The sequence below is a fragment of the Arthrobacter ipis genome (assembly GCF_014694315.1).
Lineage (GTDB): Bacteria > Actinomycetota > Actinomycetes > Actinomycetales > Micrococcaceae > Arthrobacter > Arthrobacter ipis.
The window spans coordinates 702,160-725,143 of the sequence record NZ_JAAOXD010000003.1 but is presented as its reverse complement, the minus strand read 5'-3'; the positions used below and the strand labels follow the sequence as shown (position 1 = coordinate 725,143).

The window sequence follows — 22,984 nt, the reverse complement described above, 5'->3', positions numbered from 1 at the left end:
GGGCACTTGCGGCCCCGATGCCGGCCATGCGGACGGAAGCCCTGTCCGGGGCCCGTATAATGGGGAGTTGCGCTTTGCGAGCCGGCGTTCCCGCCAGGCTCCCGCGTGCTGACCGCTCCCATCCAGGAAAGGCCTCCCTGTGCGTGTCCTCACCATCATCCCGACCTACAACGAGCTGGAGTCGCTTCCCAAGACTCTGGGACGCCTGCGCGCCGCCGTGCCGGCTTCCGACGTCCTCGTTGTGGACGACAACAGCCCTGACGGCACCGGACAACTTGCTGACAGCATCGCTGCCGGGGACAACCAGGTCCACGTCCTGCACCGGAAGGGCAAGGAAGGCCTGGGCGCCGCTTACATCGCGGGCTTCAAGTGGGGACTGGACGCCGGCTATGACGTCCTGGTGGAGATGGATGCCGACGGTTCGCACCAGCCCGAACAACTGCCGTCCCTGCTGGAGGCCGTGGACCAAGGTGCAGACCTCGCCATGGGTTCCCGCTGGGTGAAGGGCGGAAGCGTCGTGAACTGGCCGCTGTACCGCCAGGCCATCTCCCGGACCGGGAGCACCTATGCGCGCATCATGCTCGGCCTCAAGATCAAGGACGTGACCGGCGGGTACCGGGCGTTCCGCCGCACCACACTCGAGAAGCTGAACCTGGACCAGGTCGATTCCGTGGGTTACGGCTTCCAGGTGGACCTCGCGTGGCGCGTGGCGAAGATGGGGCTGAACATCGTGGAGCGCCCCATCACGTTCGTGGAGCGTGAACTGGGGGCTTCCAAGATGAGCGGCAATATCGTAGTTGAGGCCATGATCAACGTGACGAAGTGGGGCCTGACCGCCCGCTGGAAGAAGCTGACCCGCAAGACCCCGCGCGACTAGCGGCACAAAGCGGATACGCAAAAGGCCGGATCGGCTGCAACCAAGTGGTGCAGCGGATCCGGCCTTTTTGGCTGTAGCGCCTGCCTGCCGGCTAGCGGCGGTTAGGCTGAACGCCGTTCGCCGCGACGCTCACGCAGGATGGTGAGGCGGTCTTCGAGGATCTGCTCAAGCTCGGGAAGCGAGCGGCGCTCCAACAGCATGTCCCAGTGTGTACGGACTGCTTTTTCGTTGCTGGTGTCCGGGCGTTCGCCATCAACGAGCAGCGCTTCCTTGCCGGTCTTGGAAACCCAGACAGGGGGAATTTCGGCTTCGGAGGAAAAGGTTACGAAAACCTGTTCGCCGTCCTCGCACCGGTACTCAACCCGCTGACGCGGAGCCGGCTCCACGCCGGATTCGGTCTCCATGCTTTGGGCGCCAAGACGCATGCCTCGCAGGCTGCGATCGCTCATGATTTCTCCCTCTAATCGGTTCGCGGAGCGGACTCCGCGCTAGCCGGAGGCCCTGATAAGGGTGCCTCCGGACTACGGTGTGGTTCACGTAGCATCACTAGGTGAAACGCTTCGCCAAGCATTGTTGTTCCGCACGGACTGATCCGGCCGGACAAATATCCCATTATACGGATTCCGGCAGGGCGCAGCAATCCGGCGTAACGCAGTAACGGGCTGCAGCAACGCTCGGGCGCAGCGACGCGGCCTGCTGCGCAAGCAAAAGGGAGGCAGGCCAATCGGCCTGCCTCCCTTTGCTTGCCCCGAAGGCTACGCCTGGGTCCGGACCGGCGCCTCGCCGGGGTGGCCGCCGGACTGGTCGGACTGGCCGCCGGGCTGGCCGCCGTCCTGGCCCCCGAACAGGTCGCCGGACCGCGGATCCGGATTGGTTCCGCCCAAAGCACTGCCGATGCCTTTCAGTGCCTCGCCGACTTCGCTGGGAATGATCCACAGCTTGTTGGAGGAGCCTTCCGCGAGCTTCGGGAGTGTCTGCAGGTACTGGTAGGCCAGCAGCTTCTGGTCCGGGTTGCCCTTGTGGATGGCGTCGAACACCTTCTGGATGGCCTGCGACTCGCCGTCTGCACGCAGGATTGCAGCCTTGGCGTCACCCTCAGCCTTGAGGATGGCGGCCTGCCGCTGTCCTTCCGCTGTCAGGATCTGCGACTGCTTGGTTCCCTCGGCCGTCAGGATCGCGGCGCGGCGGTCACGTTCTGCCCGCATCTGCTTTTCCATCGAGTCCTGGATGGAGTGCGGCGGGTCGATGGCCTTAAGTTCCACCCGGGAGACGCGGATGCCCCAGCGGCCGGTGGCTTCGTCCAGGACTCCGCGGAGCTGGCCGTTGATCTGGTCGCGGGACGTGAGTGCCTCTTCCAGGTTCAGGCCGCCTACCACGTTACGCAGGGTGGTGGTGGTCAGCTGCTCCACGGCCTGGATGTAGTTGGCAATCTCGTAGGTGGCAGCGCGCGGATCGGTGACCTGGAAGTAGACCACGGTATCGATGGACACCACGAGGTTGTCCTCCGTGATTACGGGCTGCGGCGGAAAGGACACCACCTGCTCGCGCAGGTCCAGAAGAGGCAGGAGCCGGTCAACAAAGGGGATGAGGAGGGTCAGGCCCGGATTGAGGGTCCGCTGGTACTTTCCCAGCCGTTCCACGACGCCGGCGCGGGCCTGCGGCACGATCCGCACCGAGCGGACGAGCACGATGATGACGAAAATGATCAGAACCACCAGCACGAACGTGAGTGCGATTCCTCCTGGGCTATCCATACTTCTCCTTTGTCCCCAACTTTCAGTGAAGCTCTAACCTGGCGAAAACTCGCCGCAATCTGCTGCTCCGCCGAGGCGGGAGCAGAAACCCACGGGGGAGCCGCCTACTGGACGGCGGTCTCAGCCTGAGGCGACACGACCGCCGTCGCGCCTTCAATAGCCGAGACGATGACGCGCTGGCCTTCGGGCAGGACCCCGGACTGCGACCGGGCGCTCCAAATGTCGCCGCCGATCTTCACGCGTCCACCGGTGGCCGTAACTGCCTCCAGGACGAGCGCTGATTCGCCGATCAGGCGGTCGATGTTGGTGCGCTGTTCGGGCGGGCCCTTGTGCAGGTGCTTGAGTGTTACGGGGCGGACGAACGCGATCATCAGCAGCGAGACGACGCAGAACACCACGATCTGCAGCCAGAGGTCAGCGCCGGCGAAGTCGGCCACCAGGCCGGCCAGGGCGCCTCCGCCCAGCATGATGAAAAACAGGTCAAGGGTCAGCATCTCCACGGCGGCGAACACCAGGAAGAGGGTGAGCCACAGCGCCCACCAGTTTTGGCCAAGCCATTCGAACATCGCGTTCCCCCTTGATCCCGAGGGCTGCGGGGCAGACCCTCAGTAGCTTTCTTCCATCGTAGACCGAAGCCGGAGCGCCCGGCAGGGGAATGGCAGGCAGCGGAGGAACGTGGCCAAGCCGTTATGGAGCAGGGATTTCCGAGGGAACAAAGATACTGATCCGGAACCGGGCGGAGACCCTGGTGGTTTCCGGAAGGCCGGCCAGCCGTTCGGTCAGTGTGGCGCGGTCCGTGTGGTGGCCGGCAGGGCCCATGAGCGCCAGGTTGGCCACGTCCTCGGGCGAAAGCGACAGGTCCACGTCGATGTCCTGCGTCGACAGCGGCGAGAAGCGGCCTGCGAGCGCGTCGGCCAGGCGCTCGTCCTTGCCGGGGTCGATGCCCAGCATTCCTGCCCGGCTGGCGATTTCCCCGAGGTGGCCGGCCCGCGGCGTCACTACGATGAGCCTGCCCGTGGGTTTGAGTACGCGGGCGAACTCGGCCGCGTTGCGGGGCGCGAACACCACGGTGACGACGTCAACGGCGGCGTCCGGGAGCGGCAGTGGCTGCCAGACGTCACCCACCAGGTTGATGGCTTCCGGGTTGAGTTTGGCGGCCCGGCGCAGGGCGAACTTGGAGATGTCCAGCCCGACGGCGGCCACGCCCGCGGCTCCGTCCATGCCGCCGGCACCGTCCCCATGTTCCCTGTGCGTCAAGTGATCGCCCAGATAATCAAGGACCGCCCGCAGGTAGTGGCCCGTTCCTGTCCCCGAGTCGAGGACCGTTGGGGCGGGGCCGTTCAACGCCGGCTCGGCGGCCCGGGCCAGCGCCTGGGCCAGGGGCCGGTAATGGCCGGCGTCGAGGAAGGCTGACCGTGCCGCCACCATCTCGGCGGTATCCGCCTCGAAGGCGGTTCCCTTGCCCACCAGCATGTTGAAGTACCCCTGCCGGGCGGCGTCGAAGCTGTGCCGCTCCCGGCACGCCAGCGCCCGGACCCGGCCGGTGCCGCCATCGCCGACGGGTTGAAGGTCCTGGCGGCAGACGGGACAAAGCAGAACGGGCAGGCGGGAGAGCATGAGGTCAATCCTAGGGCAGGTGTTTTCCGCACTTGCCGTTCCGTGCCCTTGCCCGACCCGCTAGGCTCACGTGGATGAAGCCTGAACATCTGCCGCTGCTCAACTCCGTCTCCGCCCCCGCCGTGCACCCCGACGGCACCAGGGCCGTTGTGTCCGTCGTACGGCCGGACTTCGACTCAGATTCCTATGTCGGCCAGCTGTGGAGTGTGCCCCGGGACCCGGAAAGGCTTCCCCGCCGTGTGACCCGGGGCTTCCGCGACACCGCGCCGGCTTTTTCGCCCGATGGCCGCGTGCTGGCTTTCCTCCGTGCCGCCCCGGGCTCCCCGCCCCAGCTCCACGTGGTGGAGGCCGCCGGCGGGGAGCCGCAGGCCCTGACCGACAGAAAGATGGGTGTCAGCTCCTTCGCCTGGTCGCCGGATTCGAACCGCATCGTGTTCGGTTCAAGGGAACCGGAGGCGGGCCGTTATGGAACGCTCGACGGCGTGGGGTCCGGCGCCGAGGACGCCCGGTTCATCCAGGACTACAAGTACCGGATGAACGGTGAGGGCTACACCCGGGACAAGCCGCTGCAGCTTTTCCTGCTCGATGTTCCGGAGCTGGGCGGGGAACCCTGGGTCAAGCCAGTGGGGCGCGCCGCCAAGCGGAGCCACAGTGCGCGCAGCAAGAGCGACGGCGAGGGTGAGAGTACGGTGCAGCCCGGTGAGGATTCCGGCGGCTTCCCGGAGGCGCGGAAACTCACGACGTCGGCAACCGACCACAGCGGCGCAACCTTCAGCAGCGACGGCAGCGCCATTTACTTCGTCGCGGCGCTCCACGAGGATGCGGACCAGGACCTGGTATCCGGGATCTACCGCATAGCAGCCGACGGCGGCACCCCGGCTTTGGTGCCGGTCCCCAACGTGGGCGCCCAGACCGTTTCCGACGTCCGGGAGTCGGCGGACGGCCGCTGGCTGTTCTTCACTGGCCAGGACCTGGGCAGCACCCGCCAGGACTTCGTTGCCAAGAACACGGTCCTGTACGTCATGCCCACAGCCGGCGGCGACGCCACGGCCCTGAGCGACGCGGAGAACATGGACGTCGAAGCGCCCGGTGCCACCATCGGCCTCCGCGGCAAAGACAGTGCGCTGGTGCTCAACAATGCCCAGGGAACGGTGGAGCTGCTCGAATTCAGCGCCACGGGAGACCACTCCCTCCTCGTGCATGGTGACCTCGTGGTCGCCGGGGCCGGAGACGGTGCGGGCACGGTGTTCCTCAGCTACAGCGACGCCGCCACGGCGGGTGATGTGGGGGTCCTCGAAGACGGCCAGCTCCGCCTGCTCAGCGATTTCTCGGCCGCCCTGCGGACAGAAGCAGGCATTATCGAACCGCAGGAGCTGACCTTCCCGGCCCCTGACGGCTACCCGGTCCACGGCTGGCTGGTTCTGCCGCCGGGCAAGGGTCCCCACCCCGTGCTGCTGAACATCCACGGCGGACCGTTCGCGCAGTACACCACCGCGTTCTTTGATGAGGCGCAGGTCTATGCCGAGGCCGGATACGCCGTTTTGATGTGCAACCCGCGCGGCTCGGCCGGTTACGGCCAGGCCCACGGCCGGAGCATCAAGGAGCGGATGGGCACCGTGGACATGCAGGACGTGCTCGCCTTCCTGGACGGAAGCCTCGAGAAGTTCTCTTCCCTCGACGCCGGCGCCCTGGGAATCATGGGCGGTTCCTACGGCGGCTACCTCACGGCGTGGACCATCAGCCAGGACCACCGGTTCCAGGCAGCCATCGTGGAGCGGGGCTTCCTGGATCCCGTGAGCTTCACGGGCTCGTCAGACATCGGCTGGTTCTTTGGCGGTGAATATGTTGGCTCGGCGGCCGAGCAGGTGGCCGCACAAAGCCCCATGGCAACGGTAGCCGCGGTCCGGACACCCACGCTGGTAATCCACAGCGAAGATGACCTGCGCTGCCCGGTGGAGCAGGGCCAACGCTACTTCACGGCCCTCAAGCAGCAGGGAGTCGACTCCGCGTTTCTCGTGTTCCCGGGCGAGGACCACGAGTTGTCGCGCTCGGGAACACCGCATCACCGGCGGCAGCGGTTCGAACACATCCTGGCCTGGTGGGCGAAGTACCTGCCGACGGACAGCAACCGCATTGGCACCCTGGAGAACGAGTCCGCCAAATCCGCGTCCGCCTAAACCGCCTCTGCCTGATCCGCCTCGGCTTCCCGGCCGGCCTGCGCGCCGGCAGGGAAGCCGAGCTCCCGGCTGGCCAAACCAATGCCCGGTTCGGCCCAGCGCGCGGCGTACTCGCTGTTGGTGCTGAGCGACCGGAGCTCAGCCCGGTCGATGTAGAGCCTGCCGTGGAGGTGGTCGGTTTCGTGCTGCACGATCCGCGCCTGCCAGCCGCTGAAGTCTTTGGTGACCTGACCGCCGTCGGGCGTTACATACTCCAGCCGCACGCTTTCGGGACGCTCCACCACAGCCTGCAGTCCGGACAGCGACAGGCAGCCTTCGAAGAAGGCGGCGGTCCCGTTGCCAAGGCGGGAGTACGACGGATTCAGCATGGCGAAGAACTCCAGCGGCGTCCTGCCCCGGGCCGCGGCCGTGGCCTCGTCGATCTCGAACTGGTCCTCGAGGACAGCCAGCTGCAGCGGAACACCCAGCTGCGGCGCCGCCAGGCCGACACCGGGCGCGGCGTGCATGACCTTCCTCATCAGGACGATCAGCTGGCTGAGTTCGTCAGGCTCCAACTGGCCCTCGAAGGAAGCGGCATGCTGCCGCAGGACCGGGTGCCCGGCCTGCACGATGGGCGGCAAGTCCTCTCCGGCCAGCAGTTCCTGCACTGTTTCCCTGATGCGGGCGGGGCTGTAGGACGTGGGCGGCGAAGCGTGGGTCATGGGGACAGCCTAATGCTGTCCAGTCTTGTGCAGTGCTGTGCAGCGCCGTGCCGTCTTGTGCCGTGCCGTCCGGCGATGTGCAGCGCGCGCTACTGCATGGTAAAGCGCCGGGCCACGAGGGCATTGAAGGCCGGTATAGCGGCGGCACGGACAATCACCGCATTCCGGGGCCGCAACAGACCTACCGGAAGCGGCCGGCCAAGCGCCATGTTCACCTCGGCCTGGCGTTTGGCCGCGGCTGCCGCCCGGCGTCGTGACGCATCGTAACGCATCAGCGCTTCCGCGGAAGGTTCACCGCGCGCGATGGCGAGGATCCCCGGCAGCAGCGCTTCGGCATCCAGCCAGCCAAGGTTCATTCCCTGTCCGCCGATGGGGCTGATCTCGTGCGCCGCATCCCCGATCAGCGCCGTCCGGCCGGACACCATGCGCGCGGCCAAGCGCGAACGGACACTGAAGCTGCTGAGCATCGTGTTCGCACCGGGGTCCAGCGCCACACCGGTTCTGCGGGCAACGAGCGCGGCCAACTGCTCCGCGTTCGGGCTGGCCGGCGGGCTGCCCAGCCGTACCACCCAGCGGCGGACGCCGCCGGGGAGCGGGAAGGACTCGACGATGCCGTCGCTTTCCAGGAACAGCGCAGCATCGCAGCCATAGGGGCTGGACTCGGGATAGTCGCCCATCAGGTAGTGGTCCGGATACTGTTTCTCCGGCGCCGCGACCCCCAGAAGGGACCGCATTGCCGAGTAGGCGCCGTCGGCACCCACCGCGAACGCGGCGGAGTGGTTGGACACTGCCCGGGCAGTGGTGACGCTGAGCGTGACCCGGGCGCCGTCGTCGTGCATTCCCGTAACGCGCGTGTCCCGGAGCAGCGCGCAGCCGTCCAGCTCCCGGAGCCGCCGCTCCAGGACCTCCTCCGTCACGGGCTGCGGCACGGCGAGGACGAACGGGTAACGGTCGGAGACCGGGGCGAACGGCATGTGCGCAATCCTCCGGCCGTTGCTCACGGCGAAGCCCTGGCGGATTGGAACGCCCCGGCCGATCAGCTCCTGGGCGACGCCGATGCGTTCGAGGGCGGCGAGCGCCGGCGGATGGATCCCGATGGCCCTGGTGTGGGCATTCCGTCCGGTCCGCCTTTCCAGGACCCGCACCGCGACGCCGTGCTGCAGCAGCAGTGAACCCAGGAAGAGCCCAACCGGACCGCCGCCCACGATCAGCACATCGGTCATGCCTGGCGCTGCCGGTAAGTATCGTGCCGCCGGTAGGTGAGCAGGCAGTGGAAGGGGGAGTGCGGTTCCACCGTCCAGCCGGCTGGGACCACGGCGGCCAGCTCCGGCACGGTGTAGCTGCGCCTGATCGACGTCAGTCCGTCGCCGCGGATGTAGGAGCCGGTGAGCGGCAGGGCACCGGCACTGAACAGCGCATAGGCGGCTGCACTCCGGCTGAGATCGTTGTGCAGGGCCAGGCGGCGGGCCAGCCCGGCGGAATCGTCCAGGAATGACTGCAGCTCCAGCGCGGTCAGGTGGTGCAGCACGTGGTTGGAGATCACGACGTCGTAGGACCTGCCCTCGGCGAGCAGGTCGCCGCTGCTTGCCTGGCGGAATTCGACGCCGGGGACGGGCTTGCGGTTGGCCGCGAAATGAAAGGCCCTTTCGTCCGGGTCAATCCCCGTCACCTGGAGCTGAATCCCGTCCCGGGCCGCCCAGCGGGCGAGCATCACGGCGAGGTCGCCGCCGCCGCAGCCAACGTCCAGCAGCGTTGCCGGGCCCACGCCTGCCAGCTGCTCGCGGACTCTGGTGCGGTACAGCCGGCGCCAGCCGGAGACCACGCGGTTCACCAGTGCGAACTGCTCGTAGGTACGCTGCAGCCGTTCCGGATCGCAGTCCGGCCGGTCCATGTCCTCGACGGCGTCCGTGTCCCGTAGGCCGAGGACGCCCGGGCCACTTCCTGGGATCCTCACGGCCGTCAGGCCAGCGACGGCTCGGCCTCGCCGGCCACGGCGTCAAGCTCACCGGCCGGCTGCTTGACCTTGGTGAACAGCCCGGTTTCCACGGTCAGCCCGGGGCCGAAGGCCATGGAACAGATTCGTTCTGCACCCTCCCGCGACGGAAGATCCAGAATGTGCTTGAGGACGAAAAGCACCGTGGCGCTGCTCATGTTGCCGTAGTTCCGCAGCGTTTCGCGGGCCGGACGCAGCTGCTCGTCGGTGAGGTCCAGCCGGGACTGGACCTTGTCCAGGATGCTGCGGCCGCCCGGGTGGATGGCCCAGTGGGTAATGTCGCGGTAGGCGAGGTCCCGCAGGGAGGGGTCGCGTGCCAGCAACGGCTCGAGCGCGCCCACGATGTGCTCGTCGATGATGTGCGGCACATAGTTGCCGAGCACCATCTCAAAGCCCTCATCGCCGATGTTCCAGGCCATGGAGTCCTCGCCCACGGGGGTCAGGACCGTCTCGAAGAGGTCCAGTTGGAGCAGCGGCGGAGACTCCAGATCCACGCGGGCTGTCACGACGGCGGCCGCCGCGCCATCCGCAAACAATGCAGATCCCATGATCGTGTCGGGATCGTTGGAGGTCCGGACGTGCAGGGAGCAGAGCTCGGCGCACACGACGAGCACAACCGCCGTCGGGTCCGCCTCGCAGAATGACTTGGCCGCACGGAGCGCCGGAAACGCTGCGTAGCAGCCCATGAAGCCAAGGTGGTAGCGCTGCACTGCTGGGTTGAGGCCCAGGGCGCGGACGATCTTGTAATCCGGCCCGGGGTTGAAAAAGCCGGTGCAGGAGACCGTGATGAGGTGGGTGATGTCCAGCGGATCAATACCGTCGCATTTGGCAACGGCCGCGTCCGCCGCATCGATGAAAAGCTTCGTTGCTTCCTCGGCGAAGAGGTTGTTGCGTGCCTTGGTGCTGGGGCTGCGCAGCAGGCCGGTCTGCGGATCAAAAAACTGGGGATTTTCGGCGGTGGAGTCCAGGGTCAGTTCGCGGACCGCCGTGTACCGGGTGTCGATGGCGGCGGAATCAAAGCACGTGGACACGAGCCGTGAGCCAAGGCGTGTCAGGCCGGGCTGGGCTGCGAACACGTCACGGGCCTCGTGCTGGATGAGCAGAGTAGGCGGAACTGCGGTTTCGAGGGCTCTCACATAGACCGTCATTCGTTCATTCTTAACGAGACCGCAGGTTAAGACAATGGATTGGACTGACCTATGGCGGGCAGCTCCGGACTGGACAAGGCGCGGACTGGACAACTCCCGCCGGACGTAGCACCATCGCGACTGTGACCAGCAAACCCGCCGCAGCACAGCGCCTGGACGATCTGGCGCTGCTGCGCCGCGTCCGTGACCGCATCGACAGGGAATACGCCCAGCCGCTGGACGTCGAGGCGCTGGCCCGTGGCGTGAACATGTCGGCCGGGCACCTCAGCCGGCAGTTCCGGGAGGCCTACGGCGAGCCCCCGTACAGCTACTTGATGACGCGGCGCATCGAGCGGGCGATGGCGCTGCTGCGGCGCGGCGACCTCAGCGTCACGGAGGTGTGCTTCGCCGTCGGCTGTTCCTCGCTGGGGACGTTCAGCAGCCGCTTCACCGAACTGGTCGGCATGCCGCCGAGCGCGTACCGGACACAGGCCGCGGGGGAGGCGGCAGGCATGCCGTCATGCGTGGTGAAACAAGTGAGCAGACCGGTCAGGAATCGAGAAGCCGTCCCGTCCGGCCGCACCTAGACTGGCGGCATGAACCTCACCATTCACTGGACATTCCTTCCGCATAACGACGCCGACGCCTCCCTGGCGTTCTATCGCGACACCCTTGGGTTCGAGCTCCGCAACGATGTGGGATACGGCGGAATGCGCTGGCTCACCATCGGTCCTCCGGATCAGCCCGGCACGTCCATAGTCCTGGAACCGCCGGCCGCCGACCCGGGGATCACCGAGGATGAGCGGCGCATCATCACCGAAATGATGGCCAAGGGCACCTACGCCCGCCTCGTGCTCGGCACTCCGGACCTGGACGGCACGTTCGAGAAGGTGCAGGCCAGCGGCGCCGAGGTGGTCCAGGAGCCCACCCAACAGCCGTACGGTGTCCGCGACTGCGCCTTCCGCGATCCGGCCGGGAACCTGATCCGCATCAACGAGGTTAGCTAAACCCCGCTACTATCCGTTTAACAGATGGAGACACGATGACGATAACGACGAAGACGGACACGCAGTCATTACGACCGCACACCGCCGACGGCCATGACCTGATCCGCGTGCAGGGCGCCCGCGTCAACAACCTCAAGGATGTCAGCGTCGAGATCCCGAAGCGCCGCCTGACCGTGTTCACCGGTGTCTCCGGCTCGGGGAAGAGCTCCCTGGTGTTCGGCACGATCGCCGCAGAGTCGCAGCGGATGATCAATGAGACCTACAGTGCGTTCGTGCAGGGCTTCATGCCGACGCTGTCGCGGCCCGAGGTCGATGTGCTGGAGGGCCTGACGACGGCCATCATCGTGGACCAGGAACGGATGGGGGCCAACCCGCGCTCCACTGTGGGTACCGCAACGGACGCCAACGCGATGCTGCGGATCCTGTTCAGCAGGCTGGGCCAGCCCCACATCGGATCGCCCAACGCCTACTCCTTCAACATCCCGACGGTAAAGGCCAGCGGCGCCATCACCGTCGAACGCGGCAACAAGACCAAGGCCGAGAAGGCGACATTCAACCGGCTCGGCGGCATGTGCCCGCGCTGCGAGGGCATGGGCAATGTCAGCGATTTCGACCTCACGGCGCTGTACGACGACAGCAAGTCGCTGAGCGGGGGCGCCCTGACCATTCCGGGCTACAGCATGGACGGCTGGTACGGGCGCATCTTCAGCGGAGCCGGCTTCAACATGGACAAGCCGATCAGCAAGTTCACGAAGAAGGAGCTCCACGACCTGCTCTACAAGGAGCCGACGAAGATCAAGGTCGAGGGCATCAACCTGACATACGAGGGCCTTATCCCCAAGATTCAGAAGTCGATGCTGTCCAAGGACGTGGACTCGCTGCAGCCGCACGTCCGCGCTTTCGTGGAGCGGGCCATCACGTTCACGACGTGTCCGGACTGCGGCGGCACGCGCCTCAGCCAGGAAGCGCTGTCGTCGAAGATCAGGGGCAAGAACATCGCCGACGTCTGCACGATGCAGATCACCGACCTCGCCGACTGGGTCCGGGGTTTGGACGAGCCGTCCGTGGCCCCGCTGCTCGCCGGGCTGCAGCACCTTCTGGATTCGTTTGCGGAAATCGGGCTGGGCTACCTCTCCCTGGACCGGCCGTCCGGCACACTGTCCGGTGGAGAGTCGCAGCGCACCAAGATGATCCGCCACCTGGGCTCATCCCTCACAGACGTCACCTACGTCTTCGACGAGCCCACGATCGGCCTGCACCCGCACGACATCGAGCGCATGAACTCCCTGCTGCTGCAGCTGCGCGACAAGGGCAACACGGTGCTCGTCGTGGAGCACAAGCCGGAGAGCATCGCCATCGCCGACCACATCGTCGACCTCGGACCCGGCGCCGGCACCGGCGGCGGCACCGTCTGCTTCGAAGGCACCGTCGACGGGCTGCGGGGGAGTGACACCATCACCGGCCGCCACCTCGATGACCGGGCGAAGCTCAAGGATTCAGTGCGCTCCGCTTCCGGCGCGTTGGAGATCCGCGGCGCGTCAACCAACAACCTCAAGGATGTCGACGTCGACATCCCGCTCGGCGTGCTGTGCGTCCTGACCGGCGTTGCCGGGTCCGGAAAGAGCTCGCTGATCCGCGGCTCGGTGGCCAAGCGCGAGGGTGTGGTGGTGATCGACCAGGCCGGCATCCGGGGCTCACGGCGCAGCAACCCGGCCACCTACACGGGGCTGCTCGAGCCGATCCGTAAGGCGTTTGCCAAGGCCAACGGCGTGAAGCCCGCACTGTTCAGCTCCAACTCCGAGGGTGCCTGCCCCACATGCAACGGCGCCGGCGTCATCTACACGGACCTGGGTGTCATGGCCACGGTCGAGACCACCTGCGAGGAGTGCGACGGCAAACGGTTCCAGGCAGCGGTGCTGGAGTTCACGCTGGGCGGCAAGAACATCGCCGAGGTGCTGGCGATGTCGGTGGCCGAGGCCGAGGAGTTCTTTGAGGAGGGCGATGCGCGCACGCCGGCCGCCCACAAGATCCTCGACCGGCTGGCCGACGTCGGGCTCGGTTACCTGACCCTCGGCCAGCCGCTCACAACGCTGTCCGGCGGTGAGCGGCAGCGGCTCAAGCTGGCCGCACAGATGGCAGACAAGGGCGACGTGTACATCCTCGACGAACCGACCACGGGCCTGCACCTGGCCGACGTCGAAAATTTGCTGGGCCTGCTTGACCGGCTGGTCGACTCGGGCAAGTCGGTGATCGTCATCGAGCATCACCAGGCGGTCATGGCGCACGCCGACTGGATCATCGACCTCGGACCCGGCGCCGGCCACGACGGCGGCAAGATCGTTTTCGAGGGATCGCCGGCTGACCTTGTTGCCGGCCGTTCAACGCTGACCGGCGAGCACCTCTCCGCCTACGTCGGCGCCAGCTGACTTAGTAAGCCACCTTATTGAAGGCTCAACCAAACGAGTGGTATACCTAGGACATCGGGGCAGGGATTCAGCCTTGCCACCGAAACATTGGGGGATCCACGTGAATATGCAGCAGAGGGACGAGCCTCGGTACCAGCACCTGAAGAAGATTGCTGATCTTCTGGACTGGGCGGGCGATCTTGCAGGTGCGGAGTTCACGGACGAGTCCCGTGAGGCCTACGCATTGGCGCGGAAATTCCACGACCGCGCTGACGTGCTTGGCGCAGCAGCCTCTAACATTCACGCACCGAATTAGGCCGGGGAAGCGCCCGAATCAACTGTCCTAAGGCAGGGGATGGATCGGTTGGGCGACATTATGTCAAGTAATCCTGTGGAGGTGACGCGACCCTGGCGAACTGGCAGGACGATGTGATCGTCCGATGACCATCCATCAGGACATCGGCGCAGACACATGGTTCGAATCCTGTGGGCGTGAAGTCGACGCCGGCCGAGTCCGCGCGCCAAACTGCGGCCGAACGCCCGTATTTCGCCGACATGCTGCGGGCCGGAAGGCATCGGACTTGGACTTGGCCATCCAGGGAAGCCTTCACACCCACTTCTGAGCCCGCACTCATAACGCCGATAATCAGCATTATGTAAAGTAGAACAGTGATTATTGCATCCGATGCAAGATCATCCCTCCTCCTCCGGTACGTCGGCCGTTACGCAGCCTGGTTGGGATCAAACAGCTGCCAAGTCACGCAAAACACGCCACCGCAGCAGCAGACCCCTGGTCCCGCTATCCAGGAACCAAGCCGACACGGATAATGACTGGCACCAGAGGAAGGGAACGGTAACTGCCGCTTGAGGCAGGTCGTTTTTCGGAGAACTTCAAGTCGGCACAAATCGCCCAGGGACAGCGACTAGCTCAATGGAGGCAACAGTGGCAACGACTGAAGACGTGCAACGGAGACTCAAACGGGTCCTCTACTGGACGTTTCCAATTACGGTCGCCATGTTGGTCTCCTCCATCCTCAGCATCCTCGGAATCGACTCGGAACCCTGGCGTTGGACGCGAACCATCCTCTTCGCAATTGCCGCCGTCGTGATGATCGTCCTAATAACCCGTTTCTCGCTATGGCAACGGGACGAGTACTGGCGGGAAAGAGGAAGGGACCCCAAGCATCCGGAGCGATTTCCCTCCGATGACGCCTGAATAGTTCGACAGTGAATATGCACTGTTACCAGTAACCCCCGATCATGGCATCCGATGCCCGATCGCCCCTCCTCCGTCCTGTCCTCTCGGCAGCCCGGTCAAATCACCCGAGCCGTGATGCACAAGGCGCAGTAGTGCAAAGTGTTGGCAGGACGGGCTCGTGAGCACCAGCGCCGCGCACGTCAGCGCCGTTGGCCGTGAAATCCTCAAGAATCAAGAAGTCTGGACGGTTCGTGCTGTGACCGGTTATCCGGCTCCTGTCGGGCCCGAGGATTACCGAAGCATGCCGTTTTGGTCGCTGCCCAGCCGCGTCCAGCGAGCCCTTGGCGGGGTATGGCAACTTTCCGGTCCGGGACAATGCGCTACGACCGCTTGGGAGCAGGATCCCCTCCCCCGTCGCCCGATTGGCATTTCCCCCCAGCGATCCGATCCGCACGCCATGATGACGGAACCTCGGCGTCGAGCCTCGCGAGCAAACCTGTGACCAATCCTTTGCCGGCAACATCGCCGGCATGCGGGCCGCGCAGGTCCGATTACCGTGAGGGAACTGCTCAGCAACACTTCAGGGATGCCCGAGGTCAATGACGCGCTGCCGCACGACGTTGACTTCCGCCCTGTTCTCTCCCAGCGGATGACGAAGGAGCGGGGCGTTAGGCTGGCCGGAACGCTCCCCTGGCCCGCGTCAGTGTCGGGTCCTTCAAGTCCTCGATCTCGAATTACCTCGCTCTCGGTCTCCTGATCCACTGAGTTCGAGGACGGGTCCAGCCAGAACAAGCGTGACCTCCTGAATGGCCAGATCGAGTCCACCCTCAACGAGACCCTGGACAGACTCTGCTAACCGGCCGCCCGTGGCGAACGGCAATCACGGCTCAACCGCTTCGACTCACGAATCAGCGCCAAAGCGACGTTCGCGCACGCGGTCGAGCCACTCCGCGATCAGCGCCTTGGTGAGGGCGGGCTGTTCGTGCGGCAACGCATGACCGGCGCCGTCGAGCACGGCGAATGTAGCCCGCGGATAGAGCTCGAGCAGATCCCATTGCGCGGCGTACCCCACCACGGAGTCCTGGCGGCCGGAAACTATGAGGACGGGGCCGGAGTACGGCGTGCCCCCTTCGGGACCGGCACTGAACAGCCAGTGTTGGCCGATCCGCTCGAGTCCGGCTTCGTCAACCAGACCAAGGGCGGGGAGGACGTACTCCTTGTATCGCTCCAACGTGGCCTGCGTCTGCACGACAAAGTAGTCGCGGAACACCCTCTCGTCGGCCGGGCCGAGAGTCTCGCCCGGATCGACCGACGCGTGCAAGACCTGGTGCACAGGAAGATTCCGGGCGTTCTCACCCAACGGACAGATCAACGCGAGCCCCGTCACCTGCTCCGGACGCCTCCCGGCGATGGCTCGGGCATAGTACGCTCCGGCGGAATGGCCCATAAGCCGGAACTGCCCGTCACCGATGACGCCATCGACAAACGTGAGCAGGAGGTCAAGAACGTCGTCGGCACTGTCCAGCGCGCCGGCCGGCGTGTGCCCCATGCCCGGCAGATCAAGATAAACGCGCCGACACTCAGCTAGCTCGCTGAAGATCGGCTCCATGGCACCGACCATCTCCCGGTGATCCACGCCGGCACCGTGTAACACCAGGATCGGCACCCCGTTGCCGTGCTCGACATAATGGACTGGTATTCCGCGGGCGTTGTACTCCACAGCGTCAGCCTAATCTGCGCACCTGGTCGCTGCGGGTCGGCGCAGCTAGAACACTTCTTCGGGGTCCACAGTGGACGTCGCGTACTCCGGCCGGCCGCGGGGCCGATATGTCTGGATGGTGATGCCCCGGGACGTGTTGCGCGAGCTGACCAGCTCGAGCGCGAGGTCGGGACCGGAATCGGGGAACAGCCGTGCGCCCTGGCCGACGACGACGGGATAGGTGACCAGGTCGAGCCGGTCAACCAGGTCGTTGGCCAGCAGCCACCTGACGAGGACACCGCTGCCCGGCACCAGCAGTTCGCCGTCGTGATTCGCCTTCAGATCACCGATGGCCGTGGCGAGGTCGCCCTGAAGGACAGTCGTACCTGCCCACCGCGGATCGGCGAGGCTGGCCGAAACCACATATTTCGGCCGGCTGTTCAGCGCGGCGGCAATCGGGTTCGCCTCCGGGTTGGGCATCACTCCCCAGTAGCCGGCAAAGATTTCGTACGTCCGGCGGCCAAAGAGGAACGCGTCCGAGCCTCCGTAAACCTGGTTGAGGTAGTCCCCTGCTTCGGCGTCGAGAAGCGGAATGGCCCAGCCGCCGCGGTCAAAGCCGCCGCTGCGGTCCTCGTCCGGTCCGCCCAACCCCTGCATGACGCCGTCAACCGAAACGTTGGTGGTGGTGGTCAGCCTCATGTCATTTCACCTCGTCGAACCACGGCCGCTGACCCCCGCTGGATCTGCGCTACCTGCTTCAGACAAGCACACTTGCAGTAGCCACGCGAGGGCGAAATGGCGCCCGGCGCCGCGGACCGGTATCTAGGATGTGCATGTGAAGCAGCAGAAAACTATGTGGCAGCCCTCCTCCAGCACATCGGAACCGTGCCCCGGCGTCTTTTTTGTCGAGGGGCCCGCGTCAAACTGGATCATTGTCCGCGACGAGAGCGGATTCATGATTATCGACAGCGGATATCCCTCCGACCGCGCCCTGGTCCTTGAGTCCATCCGCCATATGGGCCTGCGGCCCGCCGACGCCCGCGCCATGCTCATCACGCACGGCCACGTCGACCACACCGGTTCAGCGGCCTACTTCTCCGAAACCTATGGAACCCCCATACTGTGTGCGCCGGAAGAGCTGGCTCATGTCCAAGGAAAGGAAAAGCACCAGGTCACGTTCGGCCAGGTCATCGTCCGCGCCTGGCGGCCCCGCGTTTTCCGCTGGATGGCCCACGTCATTGAAGCGGGTGCCCTCAAGGCGCAACCGGCTACCGCCGCCCAGGCCTGGAGCGCCGGTACGCTCAGTCGCCTTCCCGGCAAGCCTGAGGCCGTTCTGCTGCCAGGGCACACCCCGGGCCATGGCCCTGCACTCCGCATGCCTCTGGCGGACGCGCTCGCAGCGTTGCGCAGCCAGGCGTCCGCCTCGAGGCCGTAAAGCCGGCTGGGCCACTCCGCGCATCGCGGCTATGAAAACCTGCGCCCGTCGCATAAAATGAATGATGTTCATTTATCTAGGCCTGGGCTGTATGCAGGGTCAGGCTGACGCCGTTCAAATGCAAGGAGCCACCGACAGTGACGCCGGGGACAGTTTCAGGAAGTACACATGATGCGCGCGACCTCATAGGGACGAAGGTCAGGGTGGAACAGGGAGGAACGGTTATCCGCGTCGGGTACGTGGAAACTGTCACGCCCTCCGGGGAACTTTTTTGGATACGGGCCTCGGGGTGTGAGCCCCGTGAACTGTTCGGTTCGGCGCTGGGTCACACTGTTGTCCCTGTGTCGGAACCAGAGCCGGCCGGATAACTTCCCCGACTGCTTGTCGTCGCCAAACAGCTCGCATTCGGCTCCGGGAGGCCTTGCGTCCTACGAGCCGGAGCCAGCAGGAGGGGAGCGGTGATTCACCTCAGCGGTTAGCCGGTCGATCCGCTCAACTGCGGCGTCAAGATTTTCGACGGTGGACCACAGGGCCGGCTGGTCTTCGCGGATCTGCTCGGGCGTTCGGCCTGCGGAGGTGAGCGCCGCGAGGTCGAAACGCACGTTGGTCCGCGCCCCGGTCACCGCTGCCCGCAGGGCACCGCACGCGACGACGACGTCGGCAACAAGCGCCGGGTTCCCGTTCGACGCCAGCCACTCCAGATCTCCAATGGCATCGATGGCGCGCTCGCCGAGCACGGCAGAGGCTTTGGCGGCGTCCACCGATGCCCGGCGTATCGCATCCTCCCGCTCCGGCCCCGGATCCAGCCGGAAGGCGGCGCCGAAAGCCTGGGACGCTGAAGCATCCTCATCGGCCAGCCGAAGGGCGGCCTCCCGGAGCGAGCGGACCCGCGCGTGAACATCGGCCAGGTCCTGCCGCTGGTCCCCGTCGGCGTCCGTGTATCCCGCGACCATGGAAGCTAGTGACGCGGCGATGGCAAGCATCACGCCCGCCCCGGCGCCGCCGCCAGGGGAACCAACGGACTCTGCCAGCGCCTGCGTCCAGTCCTCAACTGTCGAACCCTGGGTCGTAACCGCCTTCGCATCATCATTCATGGCACCAGTCTGCCCTAAGTCGGAGCACGATCAGGGCTAGCCGCGTGAACCGAAAATCCCGGCGCATTGGGCCGGAACCCGAAAACCGGCAACCCCGTTTGGATTCCGTCACATATTTCGGGGGAAATCCGGTCGATACCATGAGGTGACCGGACAGAGCCGTCCGGACGGATCGACGCAGAAGGGAAACCATGGCCGCGGTTACGGTGGACGATATCCTTTCGGACTTCCCCCTGGGTTTCGCCACCCTCATCATGCGGCCCGCCCCCGAGCGTTCGGCAGTCGAAAGGTTCCTGATCGTTGATGCCGACGATGAAACGGCCGACGCCGGGGCAGCCTTTGTCCTGCTGATAGGCGTCCGTGGACGCTCGGCTTTGCCGGCGTTGCGCCGGCTCCTGAAGAACCCGCCGTCTGTTGTTGCGGTCAAGGGAAGCCGCGAAGAGCTGACCGACGCCGAGGAATTGCTGGGCACTGCGGGCACGGGGTTGCTGCTGGTGGACCCGGCTGCCGATTGGGACCGGCTCCTGTCGATCGCCAAGGACCGGATCCAGCCGCGCAGTTACCAGAGCGAAGTGCTGACGCTGCTGGAAGAAGACCTGTTTGCCATCGCTCAGACCACCGCACGCCTGACCTCGAGCCATGTGGTTATTGAGGATGCCGCCAACAAGGTCCTGGCCTACTCCACGGTCTCGAACGACATCGACGAATTGCGGACGGCGTCCATCCTGGCCCGGCGCGGACCGCGGAAATACGAACTGCTGCTTAAGGACCTCGGTGCCTACCGGGAACTGCACAGAACCCGGCTCCCTGTGCGTGTGCCGGCCAGGCCGCAGGACGGCCTGAGGGAACGCGTAGCAATCACGCTGTTCGCCGGTGACCGGATCATGGGGTATATCTGGCTTCAGGAAACCGGGGACGGCTTCACCGCCGATGTTGACTATGTGCTCACGGGATCCGCGGCCCGGGCCTCCGCCGAGCTAATCCGTTATCGCAATCAGCAGTCCGTGCACATGCGCGAGGACCGCATTGCCCGGATTCTGTCCGGAGCTGCCGAGGCCGCTGCGAGTGCCCGGAGCGGGAAAATCCCGGTGGAGCGTCCCGCCGCACTGATCCTGATAGGAATGTCCCGCGCAGACACCCAGGCCGACGATGCCGCATTGAAGCACGGTGAGCTCGCCAGTCTGGCGTCCATCCACGCCGCCGCTTACAAGGCGTCCGCGGTAGTCGGGCAATTCAAGGGCGACACTGCCGTCATCGTTCCAGGTCTGCTGTCCGCTGCGGCGGAACCCGGGCTCCGGAGCCTGGCCGAATCCATCGTCCGGGACGCAACCAGGCACCTGGGCATCAGCCCCTTCGCCGCCGTCGGCCCGGTGGCAGCGGATCTGTTGGCACTCCACTCGGTCACCCCCATCACCGAGGCCCTGCTGGACTGCATCGGCGCCTCCCCTGACACCTCCGTAGCCACAGTGACTGACTTCGAGCCCGAAATCCTATTCCAGGACGCCGTCCGGAGGTTCGTCTCCTCGTCTTTCCGCCACCGGAGCCTGTCCGCCCTTTTGCAGGACGACGCCGAACTCGCGGAAACCCTGCGCGTATATTTCGACTCCTCGCTCGACGTCGCTGAGTGCGCCAAACGCATGGCACTGCACAAAAACACTGTCTACTACCGGATCAGCAAGGCCGCCCGGGTTACCGGCCTTGATTTCGGCAAGCCCCGCGATGCGCTGGTGGCGCTGCTGCATGTCCAGGAGTGGGCCTGCTCTCACAACGAACTTCAAGGCAGGAAATGACCACAACACTCGATGCTCCGCCTTTGGGCCCGATGCTCGATGACATCGTCCGCAGTCACAGGCCACAGAAGGAAGCCGGCTCTGTCCCGGCAAACATCCCATCGCTGGCGGGGGTTCCCTTTAACCGATTCGGAATAGCTGTGGCCACCGCAGCCGGGGATGTTTTTGCCTCGGGTGACGCGGATGTCCCCTTTTCCATCCAAAGCATTTCCAAGGTGTTCACGCTGGCCATGGCGCTTCGCCTGAACAGCTCAGGAACACTGTGGTCCCGGGTGCTGCGCGAACCTTCCGGCACGGCCTTCAACTCCCTGGTCCAGCTGGAAGTGGAACACGGCATCCCGCGGAACCCGTTCATTAACGCTGGCGCCCTGGTGGTTACCGACCACCTGATGGAGGAGACCCCCGACGCCGCCGCCGCGCTCCTGAGCTTTCTCACCGGACAGACCGGACAGGCAGGGCCTTTCATCGACGCGGCGGCCGCGGCCAGCGAACTCTCGAATAGCAGCCGCAACCTGGCCCTGGCCCACTTCCTCAAGAATTTCGGCAACCTCCGGCAGTCCGCCGAGGCCGTGGTGGAAAACTATGTCCGCCAGTGCTCCATCATGATGACCTGTGTGGAACTGGCCAAGGCCGGCCTCTTCCTCGCCCATGACGGACGCGGAGCCTTTGGAACTGTGGTGTCCCGAAGCGAGGCGAAACGCATCGGATCCATTATGTTGACCTGCGGCATGTACGACGCCGCCGGCGAATTCGCCTACCGCGTGGGATTGCCCGGAAAGAGCGGCGTGGGCGGAGGCATCCTGGTCATCGTTCCCGGTCACTGCGCCATCTGCGTCTGGAGTCCCCGGCTGGACGCCAAAGGCAATTCCCTTGCTGGCAGCGCTGCGCTCGCCGATCTCTCCGACCGCACAGGTTGGTCGGTTTTTTAACGGACCGCCAAACCTTCCCCGCTGGCCTCAGACGGTCATCCATTCCTCCACCTCATTCCCCTAACCGGTCCGATCTTTCCGGCTCGAAAGGAATAACATGCCCCAGGACAACCCCAACGACGAGGTTGCTTTGCATCAGGCTGTCCCGCACCATTTGCATGCCACGCAAACCGCGCTCCATGCGGAGGACAAGGGCTACCACAAGAGCCTGAAGCCGCGGCAGATCCAGATGATCGCCATCGGCGGCGCGATCGGCACCGGCCTGTTCCTCGGCGCCGGCGGCCGGCTCAACGCTGCCGGGCCGTCCCTGGTCATCGCCTACGCCGTCTGCGGCTTCTTCGCCTTCCTGATCCTGCGCGCCCTCGGCGAACTGGTCCTCCACCGGCCCTCCTCGGGCTCGTTCGTCTCCTACGCCCGCGAATTCTTCGGCGAGAAAGCAGCCTTCGTCTCGGGCTGGTTCTACTGGATCAACTGGGCCACCACCACCATCGTGGACATCACCGCCGCCGCCCTCTACATGAACTTCTTCGGCAACTACATCCCCTGGATGGCCGACGTCCCCCAATGGGTCTGGGCACTGACCGCCCTCGTCGTCGTCCTCTGCCTGAACCTCGTTTCCGTCAAGGTCTTCGGCGAAATGGAATTCTGGTTCGCCATCATCAAGGTCGCCGCCCTCGTCGCCTTCCTCCTCATCGGCACCTACTTCGTCATCTTCGGCACCCCGGTCCCCGGCCAGGAAACCGGCTTCAGCCTCATCACCGATAACGGCGGCATCTTCCCCAACGGCCTGCTGCCCATGATCATCCTCATGCAGGGCGTCCTGTTCGCCTACGCCTCCATCGAACTCGTCGGCACCGCCGCCGGCGAAACCGAAAACCCCGAAAAAATCATGCCCAAAGCCATCAACTCCGTGGTCTTCCGCATCGCCGTGTTCTACGTCGGCTCCGTCATCCTGCTCGCCCTGCTCCTGCCCTTCACCTCCTACCAGAAGGGCGTCAGCCCCTTCGTGACATTCTTCGGCTCCATCGGCATCCAGGGCGTGGACGTCATCATGAACCTCGTGGTCCTCACCGCCGCCCTGTCCTCACTCAACGCCGGCCTCTACTCCACCGGCCGGATCCTGCGCTCCATGTCCGTGGCCGGCTCCGCCCCCAAGTTCGCCCAGCGCATGAACAAAGCCG

General features: G+C 65.4%; 20 protein-coding genes. 9 read left to right on the top strand and 11 right to left on the bottom strand.

From position 1 onward, the window contains the following. Nucleotides 1–139 precede the first annotated feature (139 nt). Nucleotides 140–877, top strand: a complete 738-nt coding sequence (locus G9E11_RS10440) for a polyprenol monophosphomannose synthase (RefSeq protein WP_190605360.1) — start codon at nt 140–142, stop codon at nt 875–877. 101 nt (nt 878–978) lie between these two features. On the opposite strand, the gene G9E11_RS10435 is transcribed toward G9E11_RS10440, so the two are convergent. From G9E11_RS10435 to G9E11_RS10420, 4 genes are all read right to left on the bottom strand, one after another. Next, nucleotides 979–1,326: an RNA polymerase-binding protein RbpA gene (locus tag G9E11_RS10435; RefSeq protein WP_003802221.1), complete on the bottom strand. Its 348-nt coding sequence runs from the start codon at nt 1,324–1,326 to the stop codon at nt 979–981. A 306-nt stretch (nt 1,327–1,632) separates the two neighbouring features. Then, the gene (locus G9E11_RS10430; protein WP_190605358.1) at nt 1,633–2,631 is read right to left on the bottom strand and encodes an SPFH domain-containing protein; all 999 of its coding nucleotides are present in this window, start codon (nt 2,629–2,631) and stop codon (nt 1,633–1,635) included. 104 nt (nt 2,632–2,735) lie between these two features. Next, entirely contained in the window at nt 2,736–3,197 is a 462-nt protein-coding gene (locus tag G9E11_RS10425; RefSeq protein ID WP_190605356.1) for an NfeD family protein, read from the bottom strand. A 121-nt stretch (nt 3,198–3,318) separates the two neighbouring features. After that, nucleotides 3,319–4,248: a putative RNA methyltransferase gene (locus G9E11_RS10420; RefSeq protein ID WP_190605354.1), complete on the bottom strand. Its 930-nt coding sequence runs from the start codon at nt 4,246–4,248 to the stop codon at nt 3,319–3,321. 74 nt (nt 4,249–4,322) lie between these two features. Here G9E11_RS10420 and G9E11_RS10415 point away from each other — a divergent pair, with 74 nt between their 5' ends. After that, complete coding sequence (locus G9E11_RS10415) at nt 4,323–6,425, top strand: S9 family peptidase (protein WP_190605352.1); 2,103 nt, start codon at nt 4,323–4,325, stop codon at nt 6,423–6,425. Here G9E11_RS10415 and G9E11_RS10410 read toward each other — a convergent pair. The 4 genes from G9E11_RS10410 to G9E11_RS10395 all read right to left on the bottom strand — a co-directional run bounded on the left by G9E11_RS10410 (nt 6,422) and on the right by G9E11_RS10395 (nt 10,267). Then, on the bottom strand, nt 6,422–7,126 hold the full coding sequence (locus G9E11_RS10410) for a peptide deformylase (RefSeq protein WP_190605351.1): 705 nt from the start codon (nt 7,124–7,126) through the stop codon (nt 6,422–6,424). The two genes, G9E11_RS10415 and G9E11_RS10410, sit on opposite strands and share 4 nt — an antisense overlap. Before the next feature lie 89 nt (nt 7,127–7,215). Continuing rightward, nucleotides 7,216–8,349, bottom strand: coding sequence for an FAD-dependent oxidoreductase (locus tag G9E11_RS10405; protein WP_190605349.1), 1,134 nt, complete (start codon nt 8,347–8,349; stop codon nt 7,216–7,218). Next, nucleotides 8,346–9,017, bottom strand: coding sequence for a class I SAM-dependent methyltransferase (locus G9E11_RS10400; RefSeq protein WP_190605985.1), 672 nt, complete (start codon nt 9,015–9,017; stop codon nt 8,346–8,348). The genes G9E11_RS10405 and G9E11_RS10400 overlap by 4 nt, the downstream gene beginning before the upstream one ends. A gap of 68 nt (nt 9,018–9,085) precedes the next feature. Next, on the bottom strand, nt 9,086–10,267 hold the full coding sequence (locus G9E11_RS10395; RefSeq protein WP_190605347.1) for a type III polyketide synthase: 1,182 nt from the start codon (nt 10,265–10,267) through the stop codon (nt 9,086–9,088). 122 nt (nt 10,268–10,389) lie between these two features. Here G9E11_RS10395 and G9E11_RS10390 point away from each other — a divergent pair, with 122 nt between their 5' ends. From G9E11_RS10390 to G9E11_RS10380, 3 genes are read left to right on the top strand one after another with little or no spacing between them, the layout of a single operon-like run. Further along, nucleotides 10,390–10,833, top strand: a complete 444-nt coding sequence (locus G9E11_RS10390; RefSeq protein WP_190605346.1) for a helix-turn-helix transcriptional regulator — start codon at nt 10,390–10,392, stop codon at nt 10,831–10,833. A gap of 9 nt (nt 10,834–10,842) precedes the next feature. Further along, on the top strand, nt 10,843–11,253 hold the full coding sequence (locus G9E11_RS10385) for a VOC family protein (RefSeq protein ID WP_190605344.1): 411 nt from the start codon (nt 10,843–10,845) through the stop codon (nt 11,251–11,253). Between the two features lie 35 nt (nt 11,254–11,288). Then, nucleotides 11,289–13,679, top strand: coding sequence for an ATP-binding cassette domain-containing protein (locus G9E11_RS10380; RefSeq protein WP_190605342.1), 2,391 nt, complete (start codon nt 11,289–11,291; stop codon nt 13,677–13,679). 2,078 nt (nt 13,680–15,757) lie between these two features. Here the strand turns inward: G9E11_RS10380 and G9E11_RS10370 are convergent. Both G9E11_RS10370 and G9E11_RS10365 read right to left on the bottom strand, forming a co-directional pair. Then, entirely contained in the window at nt 15,758–16,576 is an 819-nt protein-coding gene (locus G9E11_RS10370) for an alpha/beta fold hydrolase (protein WP_190605337.1), read from the bottom strand. A 45-nt stretch (nt 16,577–16,621) separates the two neighbouring features. Beyond that, complete coding sequence (locus G9E11_RS10365; protein ID WP_190605336.1) at nt 16,622–17,254, bottom strand: dihydrofolate reductase family protein; 633 nt, start codon at nt 17,252–17,254, stop codon at nt 16,622–16,624. 136 nt (nt 17,255–17,390) lie between these two features. Here G9E11_RS10365 and G9E11_RS10360 point away from each other — a divergent pair, with 136 nt between their 5' ends. After that, complete coding sequence (locus G9E11_RS10360; protein ID WP_311764341.1) at nt 17,391–17,990, top strand: MBL fold metallo-hydrolase; 600 nt, start codon at nt 17,391–17,393, stop codon at nt 17,988–17,990. A gap of 428 nt (nt 17,991–18,418) precedes the next feature. On the opposite strand, the gene G9E11_RS10355 is transcribed toward G9E11_RS10360, so the two are convergent. Continuing rightward, a complete protein-coding gene (locus G9E11_RS10355; protein WP_190605334.1) occupies nt 18,419–19,084 on the bottom strand; it encodes a cyclodeaminase/cyclohydrolase family protein in 666 nt (221 codons plus the stop codon). Between the two features lie 191 nt (nt 19,085–19,275). On the opposite strand from G9E11_RS10355, the gene G9E11_RS10350 reads away from it, so the two are divergent. The 3 genes from G9E11_RS10350 to G9E11_RS10340 form a co-directional block, all read left to right on the top strand. Continuing rightward, nucleotides 19,276–20,874, top strand: a complete 1,599-nt coding sequence (locus tag G9E11_RS10350; RefSeq protein ID WP_190605332.1) for a PucR family transcriptional regulator — start codon at nt 19,276–19,278, stop codon at nt 20,872–20,874. Beyond that, the gene (locus G9E11_RS10345; RefSeq protein WP_190605331.1) at nt 20,871–21,803 is read left to right on the top strand and encodes a glutaminase; all 933 of its coding nucleotides are present in this window, start codon (nt 20,871–20,873) and stop codon (nt 21,801–21,803) included. The genes G9E11_RS10350 and G9E11_RS10345 overlap by 4 nt, the downstream gene beginning before the upstream one ends. 97 nt (nt 21,804–21,900) lie before the next feature. Beyond that, on the top strand, nt 21,901–22,984 hold a 1,084-nt coding region (locus tag G9E11_RS10340; RefSeq protein ID WP_190605981.1), incomplete at its 3' end, for an amino acid permease.

What these genes read in the sequence shown, in the direction of transcription:
- G9E11_RS10435 (WP_003802221.1), bottom strand. Translation starts at nt 1,326, where the DNA reads ATGAGCGATCGCAGCCTGCGAGGCATGCGTCTTGGCGCCCAAAGCATG.
- G9E11_RS10430 (WP_190605358.1), bottom strand. Translation starts at nt 2,631, where the DNA reads ATGGATAGCCCAGGAGGAATCGCACTCACGTTCGTGCTGGTGGTTCTG.
- G9E11_RS10425 (WP_190605356.1), bottom strand. Translation starts at nt 3,197, where the DNA reads ATGTTCGAATGGCTTGGCCAAAACTGGTGGGCGCTGTGGCTCACCCTC.
- G9E11_RS10420 (WP_190605354.1), bottom strand. Translation starts at nt 4,248, where the DNA reads ATGCTCTCCCGCCTGCCCGTTCTGCTTTGTCCCGTCTGCCGCCAGGAC.
- G9E11_RS10415 (WP_190605352.1), top strand. Translation starts at nt 4,323, where the DNA reads ATGAAGCCTGAACATCTGCCGCTGCTCAACTCCGTCTCCGCCCCCGCC.
- G9E11_RS10410 (WP_190605351.1), bottom strand. Translation starts at nt 7,126, where the DNA reads ATGACCCACGCTTCGCCGCCCACGTCCTACAGCCCCGCCCGCATCAGG.
- G9E11_RS10405 (WP_190605349.1), bottom strand. Translation starts at nt 8,349, where the DNA reads ATGACCGATGTGCTGATCGTGGGCGGCGGTCCGGTTGGGCTCTTCCTG.
- G9E11_RS10400 (WP_190605985.1), bottom strand. Translation starts at nt 9,017, where the DNA reads ATGGACCGGCCGGACTGCGATCCGGAACGGCTGCAGCGTACCTACGAG.
- G9E11_RS10395 (WP_190605347.1), bottom strand. Translation starts at nt 10,267, where the DNA reads ATGACGGTCTATGTGAGAGCCCTCGAAACCGCAGTTCCGCCTACTCTG.
- G9E11_RS10385 (WP_190605344.1), top strand. Translation starts at nt 10,843, where the DNA reads ATGAACCTCACCATTCACTGGACATTCCTTCCGCATAACGACGCCGAC.
- G9E11_RS10380 (WP_190605342.1), top strand. Translation starts at nt 11,289, where the DNA reads ATGACGATAACGACGAAGACGGACACGCAGTCATTACGACCGCACACC.
- G9E11_RS10365 (WP_190605336.1), bottom strand. Translation starts at nt 17,254, where the DNA reads ATGAGGCTGACCACCACCACCAACGTTTCGGTTGACGGCGTCATGCAG.
- G9E11_RS10355 (WP_190605334.1), bottom strand. Translation starts at nt 19,084, where the DNA reads ATGAATGATGATGCGAAGGCGGTTACGACCCAGGGTTCGACAGTTGAG.
- G9E11_RS10350 (WP_190605332.1), top strand. Translation starts at nt 19,276, where the DNA reads ATGGCCGCGGTTACGGTGGACGATATCCTTTCGGACTTCCCCCTGGGT.
- G9E11_RS10345 (WP_190605331.1), top strand. Translation starts at nt 20,871, where the DNA reads ATGACCACAACACTCGATGCTCCGCCTTTGGGCCCGATGCTCGATGAC.